The following is a 13,801-nucleotide window of genomic DNA, read 5'->3' on the forward strand; positions in this document are numbered from 1 at the left end:
GGAGTGCAACATGACGACTAAACGCAAACCCTATGTGCGGCCGATGACGTCCACCTGGTGGAAAAAACTGCCGTTTTATCGCTTTTATATGCTGCGCGAAGGCACAGCAGTGCCGGCAGTCTGGTTCAGTATTGAACTGATTTTCGGTCTGTTTGCGCTCAAACACGGCGCGGAATCCTGGATGGGATTCGTCGGCTTTTTACAAAACCCGGTGGTGGTGATCTTAAACCTGATCACCCTGGCGGCCGCGCTGCTGCACACCAAAACCTGGTTTGAACTGGCGCCGAAGGCGGCCAATATCATTGTAAAAGACGAAAAAATGGGGCCAGAGCCAATCATCAAAGGGCTTTGGGTGGTCACTGCGGTAGTCACCGTAGTCATTCTGTATGTTGCCCTGTTCTGGTAAGGAGTCCCGGATGATTAATCCAAACCCAAAACGTTCTGATGAACCCGTATTCTGGGGACTGTTTGGCGCAGGCGGTATGTGGGGCGCGATCATCGCGCCGGTGATCGTGCTACTGGTTGGCATCATGCTGCCGCTGGGGCTATTTCCGGGCGATGCCCTGAGTTTTGAGCGCGTACTGACGTTCGCTCAAAGCTTTATTGGTCGCGTTTTTCTGTTCCTGATGATCGTGCTGCCGCTATGGTGTGGCCTACACCGTATGCACCACGCGATGCATGACCTGAAAATCCACGTGCCTGCGGGCAAATGGGTCTTCTACGGTCTGGCGGCAATCCTGACCGTTGTGACGGCGATTGGCGTTATCACTCTCTAAGTTGCCACGACGCCCTCTTATCTACCCGATAAGAGGGCGTTTTTTCTTTTCCTGCCTCTCATTTTCCCGCCAGGTTCTACACTTAGAAAAAACACTGGAAGGAAAATTTTATGCGCATTCTGCCCGTCGTTGCTGCAGTTACGGCTGCATTTCTGGTTGTCGCCTGTAGTTCACCTACTCCGCCTAAAGGCGTTACCGTGGTAAATAACTTTGATGCCAAACGTTACCTCGGCACCTGGTATGAGATCGCACGCCTCGATCATCGATTTGAACGTGGACTGGAACAAGTCACGGCCACCTATGGTCTGCGTGACGATGGCGGGATTAATGTCATCAATAAAGGCTATAACCCGGATCGGGGAATGTGGCAAAAAACAGAAGGCAAAGCGTATTTTACCGGTAGTCCAAACCGCGCCGCGCTCAAGGTCTCTTTTTTCGGCCCGTTCTACGGCGGCTATAACGTGATTGCGCTTGACCGGGAATACCGTCATGCGTTGGTGTGCGGCCCGGATCGCGACTATCTGTGGATACTCTCTCGCACGCCAACGCTTTCTGAGGAAATAAAACAGCAAATGCTGGCCGTCGCGACCCGGGAGGGGTTTGACGTCAATAAATTAATTTGGGTAAAACAATCAGGTTCGTAGCAATGTCAGCGACGAATTAATGCGCACTGAGTTTTAGCCCAATGATACCCGCGACGATCAAGCCAAGACTGAGCAAACGCGCCGGTGAGGCAGACTCGCCCAGCAGAAGGATACCGGTGATTGCCGCCCCGACGGCGCCGATGCCGGTCCAGATGGCGTACGCTGTTCCAACGGGCAGCGTTTTCATTGCCCAGGAAAGTAACGCCATACTGATAACCATGGCCGTAATGGTGATAATACTGGGGGTCAGACGAGAAAAACCGTGGGTATACTTCAGGCCGACAGCCCATACCACTTCAAGTAAACCAGCGATTAATAGAATGATCCAGGACATAGCAGGCTCCAGATAATTAATGGGGCCGTCCCCGGTGAGAATAGCGTTTACAGGTCGTCCTGTAACGTATACGGATGAAAAGCCATTTTTGCCTGAGAGAAAATGAATTTCAACCTTTTTATTTTTTTCCGTCTAAAGGCGGGAATTGGCCCTTTTAAGCCGCGTAGTTTTCGCATTTAGCGCCCACAGGAGTTCTCTATGATGGAACGCCTTCTGGGAAAGAAAGTGCTTTATCTACTTCCGGGTGCAAAAAACTATGTTGAAAATTTTAGTGATAGACCGATGCCACTTTACCCGTACGGGCATGGAGGCCTGGCTTAATCACACTGATGTGCTCAGTTCTTCACTGCTGGTATCCGGGATGAATAACCTTATACTGGCGAAAGAACATATTCTGCAATGGAAGCCCCATCTGGTTATCGCTGATTTATATGGTTTTCTCAACGATGCCTTACCCGAACAGCCTATCAATGCATTTTTTGCCGCCTGCAGGATGACGCCGTTGGTATTATTACAGTCAGGGAATATGCCGTACAGACCGCAATATGCCAGTCATGCGGTGTTATCTAAACACACGCCTTTACATGAGCTTGCACAACGAATTAAAGGAGCGCTATATACTCATCCACTGCAGGAAGCGCCGGAAAGCGCCACTCCATTGCTCTCTCCGCAGGAGGAAAAGGTACTCGCGATGTGGACGGAAGGCACCAGCAATAAAGAGATTGCGTATGCGCTTGGTATTCACGGGAAAACGGTTTACACCTATAAGCGTAATATCCGTATGAAACTTCATATGGATAATCGGTATTCTCCCTTTCTTATGCTTCCGGAGAAAATCGATTAACGGTACGACGCCATGCCGTACCGTTGATGATTACTGCTGAGCTCTGGTTGCAGCGCCAGAGATCGCACTACCACCGTCCGAGATGTCCTCGCCCACGCCGCGCGTGGTATTACAAGCAGTTAATACAGTGGAAAGTACCAAAACAGAAAAGATCGCTGCAATTGTCTTTTTAACCATAATGTCTTCCTTTTCTAGCCAATGTTGTTTGTGTATAGCAACTTAATAATAGACAACATCCCAGAAAATGATGGGCGATCGACTAATTTTAGGAAGACGAGAAGCGATTAGCTGGCTGCACGGGAGATGGCGTGGCAAAGATGCTGAATATCTTCGCCGAAGCCGCGGGCGGTATTACATGCCGTTAATAATGTGCCGGTAAGAAGAACCAGCGCGACAAGGCAGATAAAGCGTTTCATCATTGAGGCGCGAAAAATAGGATGGCGCAGCATACGCTGCACCATTTTTCCCGATAACGTAAATTATTTTACGCGGGATACGTATTCGCCGGAACGGGTATCGACTTTGATCACTTCGCCAATCTGCACGAACAGCGGAACTTTAACCACTGCGCCAGTAGACAGCGTGGCTGGTTTGCCGCCAGTACCTGCGGTATCGCCCTTCAGACCTGGGTCGGTATCAACAATTTCCAGTTCAACAAAGTTCGGCGGAGTGACAGAGATAGGCTGACCGTTCCACAGGGTTACGATGCATTCCGCCTGATCCAACAGCCATTTTGCGTTGTCGCCGATAGCCTTGGCATCTGCAGACAGCTGTTCGAAGGTTTCGTTGTTCATGAAATGCCAGAACTCACCGTCGTTGTACAGGTAAGTCAGGTTCATATCGACTACATCCGCGCCTTCAGCGGAATCGGTCGATTTGAAGGTTTTCTCAACGCGCGTGCCGGTCAGCAGACGGCGCAGCTTAACGCGGGCAAACGCCTGGCCTTTACCCGGTTTCACGAATTCACTGGATTCAACCGCATAAGGTTCGCCATCCAACATGATTTTAAGACCGGAACGAAAATCGTTGCTATAGTAAGTCGCCATAAGGCCCTCTGAAATTGTTAACTGGTAGCTAAGCCACAAAATGGCGCATATTGTAACCCTAAATACCCCATTGCGAGAAGATTGGTTAGCGCAACTTGCCGATGTTGTGACCAATCCCGACGAACTGCTGCATCTTTTACAGATTGAAGCTGATGAAAACCTCCGGGCAGGACAGGACGCCAGGCGCTTGTTTGCCCTCCGCGTGCCGCGCGCTTTTATTGCGCGCATGGAGAAGGGCAACCCTGACGATCCTCTGTTACGTCAAGTGCTGACGTCCCGGGATGAATTTATTGTCGCCCCCGGTTTCTCCACCGACCCGCTGGAAGAGCAACACAGCGTGGTGCCAGGATTATTGCATAAATACCAAAACCGGGCGCTATTGCTGGTAAAAGGCGGATGTGCGGTAAATTGCCGCTACTGTTTCCGTCGTCACTTCCCGTATGCGGAGAATCAAGGCAATAAGCGTAACTGGACAGTCGCGCTGGAGTATATCGCCGCACACCCGGAACTGGATGAGATCATCTTTTCCGGCGGCGATCCGCTGATGGCGAAAGATCATGAGCTGGACTGGCTGCTCACGCAACTGGAAGCCATAAAGCACGTCAAGCGGCTACGCATCCACAGCCGGTTGCCTATCGTCATCCCGGCACGCATTACTAACGAACTGGTCGCCCGCTTTGACCAGTCACGTCTGCAAATTTTGTTGGTGAACCATATCAACCACGCTAATGAAGTGGACGAGGCGTTCTGCCTGGCGATGAAGAAACTGCGCCACGTGGGCGTCACGCTTCTCAACCAGAGCGTCCTGCTGCGTGGCGTGAATGATAACGCGCAAACGCTGGCGAATCTGAGCAACGCGCTATTTGACGCCGGCGTGATGCCCTATTACCTGCATGTGCTGGATAAAGTGCAGGGCGCCGCGCATTTTATGGTCACCGATGACGAAGCCCGGCAAATCATGCGCGAACTGCTCACGCTGGTATCCGGCTATATGGTGCCAAGACTGGCGCGTGAAATCGGCGGCGAACCGAGCAAAACACCGCTGGATTTACAGCTTCGGCAGTGCTAATCCTCGCGGGCACGTCAGGGACGACGAAAAATATTACCGCGCAATATTACGAGGAGATTCCCCCACGATTCTCCTCACCCTCTGGCGAGGATAAACTAACCTTCGTTAAATACACCTTTCCGGTCCTCTCTTTTCAATAAAGTCCGTTTTAGGACTCGCTTAGCGTGTACTGCATTTTCGAATTATACTGGTTCTCCTTTTTATAGGACGGCATAAACAATTTATATATCAAATACATTGCAGTAAAACATTTAATTATTTTATATTTGTGGAGAATTGACATGGCCTTAACGATTAAGGGACTAAATACCGGCGTTATTCGTCACAATGATAAGTTTATCGCGCTGGCGCTTAAGGTGAAGTCACTGAGAAATAAAGAAACACTGCTTTTCTTTCCTGTGCTCGCGCTGCGAGACTTGTTGATCGGCCTTGAACACCGGCTTTATTTACAACACTCGCTTCCGGAACAAGAGCAGGAAAAACGCCAGAAAGCTAAAAGCAGTCATGTGCTTAAAATGCATGAGAATATTCCGGCAATACTCCGTGAAGAGCTGGAAAATGCCGATGTTAATCAGCGAGTTGAATCTTTAGCGTTGAGCGATAATACAGAAAAAGTATTAACCTTTACGTTAAAGCTGCACAATGGTAGCCATCTTGATTTACAGGTCGGTGAGTGGCAGGTTGAAGTTCTGGTGATGGCTATTATTCACGCCATTAATAATGCCGAAATGCGTGAGCTCGCATTGCGTATTTCTTCAATGCTGGACTTTTTACCATTATACGATGCTGACTGTCTGGAAAACGGTAATATCGAATTCGATACCTATAACCAGCCTGACTGGAAACATAATCTGTATAACCATTATTTAGCGCTCGTTTATCGTTATACGGATGAGGCAGGACAATCGCATGATTGCGGCACCATCATTAAGACCCGCAGTCAGTCAGGCTCTAAAGAAGCTGAAGCGATATCACGCCGCTTACTGAATTTCAGCCCGCGTCTTAAAAAGCTGGAAGGAAAACCGTGTAAGGTTTTTGTCAGAACGCTTAGAACCGGTAAAGCAGCGCGTCTGACGCAAGATCAATGCATGCGCGCGTTGCATAATCTACGCATGGCATCATCGCAGGAAAAACGCTAACCATATTGCCCTCTGAATCTTTCAGAGGGCGTTACGATTCAGACATATCAGTTCGGACATTTATAAACCTGGCCGTTCATCTCGCTGGCCGTCGGGACAAAACTGGACAACATGCCCTGCGACGGACTACTTACGCCATACAGCACGTTTCCACCCATCGCGGCCGCCTGATTACGCAGATCGTTCGCTGCGCCACGCATTGAGCCACCCTCTTCGCCGTGCTGGCCTGAAAACCAGTTACTCTGTTTACCGGTTGCCGTACCAATAAGCTGGCATTCCGCGCCTGGCTTATCTTCGACAAAGCGTACATTTTGGCCGGCAGCGGTAAGTTCGTTGCTGGAGCTACAACCCGCCATCAGCAGCGCGGCGCCAACGATCCCTGCTAAATATTTCACGTGCATGTTATTCCCCATAATCAATGAGCTGGACGTTTTGTCCGTATCTGAATCTTATACTAAAAAGATGACTAAAAGAAAAACCCCCGGTCATTTCTGCCCGGGGGTTTCTCAATTCTGGGAGATAAGCACCCAAATCATTCTGGTTGCAGGAAGGCGGCCAGTTTGTTAATCCCCAGTCACTTATTCAAGTAAGTGACTGGGGTTAGCCAACGCATCTGCAGCCTGAAGGATGCAGGGTGTGGGCAATTACATCATGCCGCCCATACCACCCATACCACCCATGCCGCCAGCAGCGCCTAAATCAGGAGCATCGCTTTTCGGCAGGTCGGTCACCATGCACTCGGTAGTGATCATCAGACCAGCCACAGAAGCCGCGTACTGCAGCGCAGAACGGGTAACTTTGGTTGGGTCCAGGATACCCATATCGATCATGTTGCCGTATTCTTCAGTTGCTGCGTTGTAACCGTAGTTACCGTCGCCGCCTTTAACGGTGTTAGCGACAACAGACGGCTCTTCGCCGCAGTTCAGCACGATCTGACGCAGCGGAGCTTCCATTGCGCGCAGCGCAACTTTGATACCCACGTTCTGGTCTTCGTTCTGGCCTTTCAGGTCAGCAATTTTAGAAGCAACGCGGATCAGCGCAACGCCACCACCGGCAACCACGCCTTCTTCTACCGCAGCACGGGTCGCGTGCAGGGCATCTTCAACGCGGGCTTTCTTCTCTTTCATTTCAACTTCGGTCGCAGCGCCAACTTTGATTACCGCAACGCCGCCTGCCAGTTTCGCTACGCGCTCCTGCAGTTTTTCACGATCGTAGTCGGAGGTCGCTTCTTCAATCTGCTGACGGATCTGAGCAACACGGCCCTGGATTGCAGCTTCTTCACCCACGCCATCGATGATGGTGGTGGTGTCTTTGTTGATCACAACGCGTTTCGCCTGACCCAGGTCTTCCAGGGTTGCTTTTTCCAGCTCCATACCGATCTCTTCAGAGATTACGGTACCGCCGGTCAGGGTAGCGATATCCTGCAGCATCGCCTTACGACGATCGCCGAAGCCCGGTGCCTTAACAGCAGCCACTTTCACGATGCCACGCATGGTGTTAACAACCAAGGTAGCCAGCGCTTCGCCTTCAACATCTTCAGCGATGATCAGCAGCGGTTTGCCTGCTTTTGCAACGGCTTCCAGAACCGGCAGCATTTCGCGGATGTTGGAGATTTTCTTATCAGCCAGCAGGATGAACGGGCTTTCCAGTTCTACTGCGCCAGTTTCCGGCTTGTTGATGAAGTAAGGAGACAGGTAGCCGCGGTCAAACTGCATACCTTCAACCACGTCCAGTTCGTCCTGCAGACCGGTACCGTCTTCAACGGTGATGACGCCTTCTTTACCGACTTTATCCATCGCTTCCGCGATCAGTTTACCTACGGTTTCGTCGGAGTTAGCGGAGATAGTACCTACCTGAGCAATCGCTTTAGAGTCGGAGCACGGTACGGACAGGGCTTTCAGCTCTTCAACCGCAGCAGCAACCGCTTTGTCGATACCACGTTTCAGGTCCATCGGGTTCATGCCCGCAGCAACGGCTTTCAGGCCTTCGGTAATGATGGACTGCGCCAGTACGGTCGCGGTGGTGGTGCCGTCGCCTGCAGCGTCGTTCGCTTTAGAGGCAACTTCTTTCACCATCTGCGCGCCCATGTTTTCAAACTTGTCTTCCAGTTCGATTTCACGCGCTACGGAAACACCATCTTTAGTGATAGTCGGCGCACCGAAAGATTTATCCAGAACCACGTTACGGCCTTTCGGACCGAGGGTTACTTTCACTGCATCTGCCAGTACGTTTACGCCGCGCAGCATTTTCACACGAGCGTCGTTACCGAATTTTACGTCTTTAGCTGCCATTTTCTCTTTCCCTTAAATTCGTATGTTCAGTGTCGTTCGCGGATTACGCTTCAACAATTGCCAGAATGTCGCTTTCAGACATGATCAACACTTCTTCATTGTCGATCTTTTCAGATTTCACACCGTAGCCATCGTTAAAAATAACGATGTCGCCAACTTTCACGTCCAGCGGCTGTACAGTACCGTTGTCCAGGATGCGACCCTTACCGACAGCGATGATTTCGCCACGAGTTGATTTACCCGCTGCGGAACCGGTCAGTACGATGCCGCCAGCAGATTTGGACTCAACTTCTTTACGTTTGACGATCACACGATCATGTAACGGACGAATACTCATTGATAGCTCTCCTTTGAGAAAGTCATTATCAGTTATGGGTGACGCCGGCCCGTAAACGGTTTCCCGGCTGGTGACCAGAGAGATGGGGATGGGGTTTTGCCCCTTCAAGGGGGGAGATGAAAAAAAATTCTTCTGAGCGAAAAAAGCGGTAAAAACGCTACTTATCTCACGTTTACCCAAGGTTTAGAACATCCTGCTATAAGAAAAGGCGTGTGTGATACGCTTAAAAATGTCTGTCGTCACCTGACGTTACAATGCCGCCGGATAATGAGCTGATGAATGAACTAAAAAAAGAGCTTGGGTTGGTTCAGGGCGTTATCTTGTTAACCACATCATTATTAGGGACTGGCGTTTTTGCGCTTCCAGAGCTGGCTGCGCTGGCGGCAGGCAACATCAGCCTTTGGGCATGGCCGCTACTCATTATTTTGATTTTCCCTATTGCGATTGTCTTTGCTGTGCTGGGGCGTCATTTTCCACACGCTGGCGGCGTAGCGCATTTTGTCGGGATGGCATTTGGCCCGCGTCTGCAACGAGTGATCAGTTGGCTGTTTTTATCAGTCATTCCTGTTAGTTTTCCCGCAGCCTTGCATATTGCGGTGGGTTTCGGCCAGGCGCTGTTTGGCTGGCAAAGCGAACAGCTCTTATTTGGGGAGCTGGGTACTCTAGGTTTGCTATGGTTTATGGGATCGCGCGGCGCCAGCTCCAGCGCCAACCTGCAAGCCATTATCGCTGGATTAATTATCGCGCTTATTGCCGCCATTCTGTGGAAAGGCGCAATTAAACCTGCAGATATCACCTTCCCAGCCGCAAACGAAATCACCTTTTCCCGCCTGTGTACCGCCCTGGCGATCATGTTCTGGGGATTTGTGGGAATTGAGGCGTTTACGCATTTGTCATCTGAATTTAAAAATCCTGAACGTGATTTTCCGCGCGCATTGATCATTGGCCTGATGCTGGCCGGCGCCATTTATTGGGCCTGTACCGCCGTGGTGCTGCATTTTGGCGTCTATAGCGACAAGATAGCGGCAACAGCATCGCTACCGCTTATTATTGTTCATCTCTTCGGTATCCAGGCGTTGTGGGTAGCCTGCATTATTGGTTATCTCACCTGCTTTGCCAGCCTGAATGTGTATGCTCAGAGTTTTGCGCGTCTGATATGGACGCAAATGCAATATCAGCCCGATCACTATCTGGCTCAACTCTCTCCCGGGCGCCTTCCCTTGCACGCGTTAAACGTTATTCTGGCCTGTTGTTGCGTGAGTTCCCTGGTCGTCTATGCCCTGAAGATTAACCTCAATGCGCTGATCGTCTATGCTAACGGTATTTTTATTATGCTCTATCTGCTTTGTATGCTGGCGGGCTGTCGACTGTTGAAAGGGCGTTGCTATGCACTGGCGGTGACGGGTTGTCTACTGTGCCTGTTATTGCTGGCAATGCTGGGGTGGAAAAGCTTATATGCCATTATCATGCTGGCTGCATTATGGCTGTTTTTACCGAAGCGAAAACGCATGGCGTAAGACGCATCCGCTGGCCGGATAACGCCTCGCGCGACTTATCCGACCAACATTTCTACCTTTAATCCCGACGATCGTCTTTATGTTCAATACGATCGCGATCGTCATCTTTACGCTGATACTCGCCGTCAAATGTTTCGCCACCGCCAGTACCCGCGCTAAACCCGCCGCCCGGCATCCGGGAAAAACGTAAATGCGGCAGCAACTTCAGCGTCAAATGTTTTTGCACTGGTGGTAACAAAAGGAGAAGGCCGAGAAAATCGGTGAAAAATCCCGGCAACAGGAGCAGTAAGCCAGCGATGATCAGCGATACACTCTTAATCATTTCTGCCGCCGGGCTCTCACCGGCCGCCATTTTTTGTTGCATCAGCAAAAAGTTTTTAAAACCCTGGTTACGTACCAGCGACATACCGATAACAGACGTAAAAATCACCAGGATTAGCGTCATCAGGACGCCAAGCACATGGGCGACCTGGATAAAGATAGAAATCTCAATGTAAACATAGAGAAAGACAGCTAAAAAGGGTATCCAGCGCAAAGGACTCTCCTGTAAGTCATGGCCGTCTGCGACGACCATTTGAATGGGGTTGCGATTCGCATCGATCCGATATGGTGGTGCGTAGCAAAATTTCAAGTGGTTTGTACACCTATTTTAGGTAGTAATACTAAAGCGGTGACCTATTTCACAAAATAATAAATAAGGGGTAAATTCCCACACTTTAAGTGATCCAGATTACGGTAGGAATTCTGAACCAGCATATGATCTCGTTTATCAGGCCGATGGAGGGGATAATCGTCGGTCAGAAAACATTCGAAATCACATATATCCTGTGTGTTTTAAAGTAAAAATCATTGGCAGCTTGAAAAAGAAGGTTCACATGTCAAACAACATTCGTATCGAAGAAGATCTGTTGGGTACCAGGGAAGTTCCAGCTGAAGCCTACTATGGTGTTCACACTCTGAGAGCGATTGAAAACTTCTACATTAGCAATAACAAAATCAGCGACATCCCTGAATTTGTGCGTGGCATGGTTATGGTAAAAAAAGCGGCGGCGCTGGCCAACAAAGAGCTGCAAACCATTCCTAAGAGTGTGGCGAACGCCATCATTGCCGCATGTGATGAAGTCCTTAACAACGGTAAGTGCATGGATCAGTTCCCGGTAGATGTCTACCAGGGCGGCGCGGGCACTTCCGTCAACATGAATACCAACGAAGTGCTGGCCAACATCGGGCTGGAACTGATGGGTCATCAGAAAGGTGAATATCAGTACCTGAACCCGAACGACCACGTGAATAAATGTCAATCCACTAACGATGCCTATCCGACAGGCTTCCGTGTAGCGGTTTACGCCTCTATCGTCAAACTGATCGATGCCATCAACCAGTTGCGTGAAGGTTTCGAACGTAAAGCGGTTGAATTCCAGGACATCCTGAAAATGGGTCGTACCCAGTTGCAGGACGCCGTACCGATGACGCTTGGTCAAGAATTCCGTGCGTTCAGCATCCTGCTGAAAGAAGAAGTGAAAAGCATCGAGCGTACTGCTGAGCTGCTGCTGGAAGTCAACCTTGGCGCAACGGCAATCGGTACCGGTCTGAACACGCCGAAAGAATACTCTCCGCTGGCGGTGAAAAAACTGGCTGAAGTCACTGGTTTCGCCTGTGTTCCGGCGGAAGATCTGATTGAGGCGACATCTGACTGTGGCGCGTATGTTATGGTTCACAGCGCGCTGAAACGTCTGGCAGTGAAGATGTCCAAAATCTGTAACGACCTGCGCTTGCTCTCTTCTGGTCCTCGTGCCGGCCTGAACGAGATCAACCTGCCGGAACTGCAGGCGGGCTCTTCCATCATGCCAGCCAAAGTGAACCCGGTAGTACCGGAAGTCGTAAACCAGGTATGCTTTAAAGTCATCGGTAACGACACCACCGTTACGATGGCGGCGGAAGCCGGTCAGTTGCAGTTGAACGTTATGGAGCCGGTTATCGGTCAGGCGATGTTCGAATCCATCCACATTCTGAGCAACGCGTGCTACAACCTGCTGGAAAAATGCGTTAACGGCATTACCGCGAATAAAGAAGTGTGCGAAGGGTACGTTTATAACTCCATCGGTATCGTCACTTACCTCAACCCGTTCATCGGCCACCACAACGGCGACATCGTCGGTAAAATCTGTGCTGAAACCGGTAAGAGCGTACGTGAAGTTGTGCTGGAGCGCGGCCTGTTAACGGAAGCCGAGCTGGACGATATTTTCTCCGTACAGAACTTGATGCACCCGGCTTATAAAGCTAAACGTTATACTGATGAAAGCGAACAGTAATCGTACAGGGTAGTACCAAAGAGGCACGTCACGATGACGTGCCTTTTTTCTTACAAGAAGTTACCAAATAACAACAATTTAATATCAACTTGTTAAACAACAAGGAAGGCTAATATGATAGTTGTCGAACTTATCATTGTTTTGCTGGCAATCTTTTTGGGCGCCAGACTTGGGGGCATCGGTATTGGATTCGCAGGTGGGCTGGGTGTTCTGGTACTTGCCGCCATCGGCGTGAAGCCAGGGACAATTCCATTCGATGTCATTTCCATCATCATGGCGGTTATCGCCGCGATCTCTGCTATGCAGGTCGCGGGCGGTCTGGATTATTTGGTAAACCAGACGGAAAAACTGCTGCGTAAGAACCCGAAATACATCACTATCCTCGCACCGATTGTGACCTATTTCCTGACTATTTTTGCTGGTACCGGGAACATTTCCCTGGCAACGCTGCCGGTTATTGCTGAAGTCGCGAAGGAGCAGGGAATCAAACCTTGCCGTCCGCTCTCGACCGCCGTGGTATCCGCGCAGATTGCGATTACCGCCTCGCCGATTTCTGCGGCCGTGGTGTATATGTCTTCTGTTATGGAAGGTCATGGCATTAGCTACATTCACCTGCTGTCCGTAGTTATCCCCTCTACGCTGCTGGCGGTGCTAGTGATGTCCTTCCTGGTCACGATGCTGTTCAACTCCAAACTGTCGGACGACCCGATTTACCGCAAGCGTCTGGAAGAAGGGCTGATTGAACTGCGTGGTGAAAAGCAGATTGAAATCAAACCGATGGCAAAAAATTCCGTCTGGCTGTTCCTGCTGGGCGTTATCTGCGTGGTTGTTTATGCGATTGTCAACAGTCCGAGCCTCGGCCTGGTTGAGAAACCGCTGATGAACACCACCAACGCTATTTTGATCATCATGTTGAGCGTCGCAACGCTGACCACCATCCTGTGTAAAGTGGAAACTGACGCCATCCTCAACTCCAGCACCTTTAAAGCAGGGATGAGCGCCTGTATCTGTATTCTGGGCGTGGCGTGGCTGGGCGATACCTTCGTATCCGCTAACATCGACTGGATCAAAGACACTGCGGGTAGCGTCATCCAGGGTCATCCGTGGCTGCTGGCCGTCATTTTCTTCTTTGCTTCCGCGCTGCTCTACTCTCAGGCGGCAACGGCGAAAGCGCTGATGCCGATGGCGCTAGCGCTGAACGTCTCTCCGCTGACGGCAGTCGCCTCCTTCGCCGCCGTTTCCGGCCTGTTCATTCTGCCGACCTACCCGACTCTGGTTGCGGCGGTACAGATGGATGACACCGGTACAACCCGTATCGGTAAATTCGTCTTTAACCACCCGTTCTTCATCCCAGGCACCCTGGGCGTCGTTCTGGCTGTCTGCTTCGGCTTCCTGCTGGGCAGCTTTATGCTGTAAGTGTTTCACCCGCGGGGCGTATCACGCCCCGCATTCTCCCGCCCTTTGACTAACATCCTGCCCTCGTCCGTTGTAT

At 50.6% G+C, this 13,801-nt stretch carries 17 protein-coding genes; 9 read left to right on the plus strand and 8 right to left on the minus strand.

Translation table 11 applies throughout. From position 1 onward, the window contains the following. The first annotated feature begins 10 nt into the window (after window positions 1-10). The 3 genes from frdC to LCS67_RS20190 all read left to right on the plus strand — a co-directional run bounded on the left by frdC (window position 11) and on the right by LCS67_RS20190 (window position 1,420). A complete protein-coding gene (gene frdC, locus LCS67_RS20180) occupies window positions 11-406 on the plus strand; it encodes a fumarate reductase subunit FrdC (protein WP_000208749.1) in 396 nt (131 codons plus the stop codon). Between the two features lie 10 nt (window positions 407-416). After that, window positions 417-776 (plus strand): fumarate reductase subunit FrdD, encoded by a 360-nt coding sequence (gene frdD, locus LCS67_RS20185; RefSeq protein ID WP_000609650.1) that lies wholly within the window; start codon window positions 417-419, stop codon window positions 774-776. Between the two features lie 110 nt (window positions 777-886). Next, window positions 887-1,420, plus strand: coding sequence for a lipocalin family protein (locus LCS67_RS20190; protein WP_001221668.1), 534 nt, complete (start codon window positions 887-889; stop codon window positions 1,418-1,420). A 16-nt stretch (window positions 1,421-1,436) separates the two neighbouring features. On the opposite strand, the gene sugE is transcribed toward LCS67_RS20190, so the two are convergent. Then, window positions 1,437-1,754, minus strand: coding sequence for a quaternary ammonium compound efflux SMR transporter SugE (sugE, locus tag LCS67_RS20195; protein ID WP_000118469.1), 318 nt, complete (start codon window positions 1,752-1,754; stop codon window positions 1,437-1,439). 256 nt (window positions 1,755-2,010) lie between these two features. On the opposite strand from sugE, the gene LCS67_RS20200 reads away from it, so the two are divergent. Then, window positions 2,011-2,598 (plus strand): helix-turn-helix transcriptional regulator, encoded by a 588-nt coding sequence (locus tag LCS67_RS20200; RefSeq protein WP_000912959.1) that lies wholly within the window; start codon window positions 2,011-2,013, stop codon window positions 2,596-2,598. Window positions 2,599-2,628: 30 nt separating this feature from the next. Here LCS67_RS20200 and ecnB read toward each other — a convergent pair whose 3' ends face one another. From ecnB to efp, 3 genes are all read right to left on the minus strand, one after another. Further along, window positions 2,629-2,775, minus strand: a complete 147-nt coding sequence (ecnB, locus tag LCS67_RS20205; RefSeq protein WP_000239598.1) for a lipoprotein toxin entericidin B — start codon at window positions 2,773-2,775, stop codon at window positions 2,629-2,631. A 107-nt stretch (window positions 2,776-2,882) separates the two neighbouring features. Continuing rightward, on the minus strand, window positions 2,883-3,017 hold the full coding sequence (locus LCS67_RS20210) for an entericidin A/B family lipoprotein (RefSeq protein ID WP_024151732.1): 135 nt from the start codon (window positions 3,015-3,017) through the stop codon (window positions 2,883-2,885). A 60-nt stretch (window positions 3,018-3,077) separates the two neighbouring features. Further along, complete coding sequence (efp, locus tag LCS67_RS20215) at window positions 3,078-3,644, minus strand: elongation factor P (protein ID WP_000257282.1); 567 nt, start codon at window positions 3,642-3,644, stop codon at window positions 3,078-3,080. 40 nt (window positions 3,645-3,684) lie between these two features. Between efp and epmB the strand changes: the two genes are divergently transcribed. Further along, window positions 3,685-4,713: an EF-P beta-lysylation protein EpmB gene (gene epmB, locus LCS67_RS20220; RefSeq protein ID WP_023136357.1), complete on the plus strand. Its 1,029-nt coding sequence runs from the start codon at window positions 3,685-3,687 to the stop codon at window positions 4,711-4,713. Between the two features lie 281 nt (window positions 4,714-4,994). Next, the gene (locus tag LCS67_RS20225) at window positions 4,995-5,852 is read left to right on the plus strand and encodes a YjeJ family protein (protein WP_001229229.1); all 858 of its coding nucleotides are present in this window, start codon (window positions 4,995-4,997) and stop codon (window positions 5,850-5,852) included. A gap of 47 nt (window positions 5,853-5,899) precedes the next feature. Here LCS67_RS20225 and LCS67_RS20230 read toward each other — a convergent pair whose 3' ends face one another. From LCS67_RS20230 to LCS67_RS20240, 3 genes are all read right to left on the minus strand, one after another. Next, window positions 5,900-6,253 carry a DUF4156 domain-containing protein gene (locus LCS67_RS20230; protein WP_000558210.1) on the minus strand — a complete coding sequence of 118 codons (354 nt, stop codon included), beginning with the start codon at window positions 6,251-6,253 and terminating at the stop codon, window positions 5,900-5,902. Window positions 6,254-6,496: 243 nt separating this feature from the next. Further along, window positions 6,497-8,143 carry a chaperonin GroEL gene (gene groL / locus LCS67_RS20235; protein ID WP_000729126.1) on the minus strand — a complete coding sequence of 549 codons (1,647 nt, stop codon included), beginning with the start codon at window positions 8,141-8,143 and terminating at the stop codon, window positions 6,497-6,499. A 43-nt stretch (window positions 8,144-8,186) separates the two neighbouring features. Further along, window positions 8,187-8,480 carry a co-chaperone GroES gene (locus LCS67_RS20240; RefSeq protein ID WP_000027827.1) on the minus strand — a complete coding sequence of 98 codons (294 nt, stop codon included), beginning with the start codon at window positions 8,478-8,480 and terminating at the stop codon, window positions 8,187-8,189. 275 nt (window positions 8,481-8,755) lie between these two features. On the opposite strand from LCS67_RS20240, the gene yjeH reads away from it, so the two are divergent. Then, entirely contained in the window at window positions 8,756-9,997 is a 1,242-nt protein-coding gene (yjeH, locus tag LCS67_RS20245; RefSeq protein WP_023220391.1) for an L-methionine/branched-chain amino acid transporter, read from the plus strand. Between the two features lie 58 nt (window positions 9,998-10,055). Here yjeH and LCS67_RS20250 read toward each other — a convergent pair whose 3' ends face one another. After that, window positions 10,056-10,532, minus strand: coding sequence for an FxsA family protein (locus LCS67_RS20250; protein WP_001267291.1), 477 nt, complete (start codon window positions 10,530-10,532; stop codon window positions 10,056-10,058). A 340-nt stretch (window positions 10,533-10,872) separates the two neighbouring features. Here LCS67_RS20250 and aspA point away from each other — a divergent pair, with 340 nt between their 5' ends. Then, the gene (gene aspA, locus LCS67_RS20255; protein ID WP_000069440.1) at window positions 10,873-12,309 is read left to right on the plus strand and encodes an aspartate ammonia-lyase; all 1,437 of its coding nucleotides are present in this window, start codon (window positions 10,873-10,875) and stop codon (window positions 12,307-12,309) included. 114 nt (window positions 12,310-12,423) lie between these two features. Continuing rightward, on the plus strand, window positions 12,424-13,725 hold the full coding sequence (gene dcuA, locus LCS67_RS20260; protein ID WP_000637595.1) for an anaerobic C4-dicarboxylate transporter DcuA: 1,302 nt from the start codon (window positions 12,424-12,426) through the stop codon (window positions 13,723-13,725). Window positions 13,726-13,801 lie beyond the last annotated feature (76 nt).

This window comes from Salmonella sp. A7, from assembly GCF_020181675.1.
Classification (GTDB): Bacteria; Pseudomonadota; Gammaproteobacteria; order Enterobacterales; family Enterobacteriaceae; genus Salmonella; species Salmonella enterica.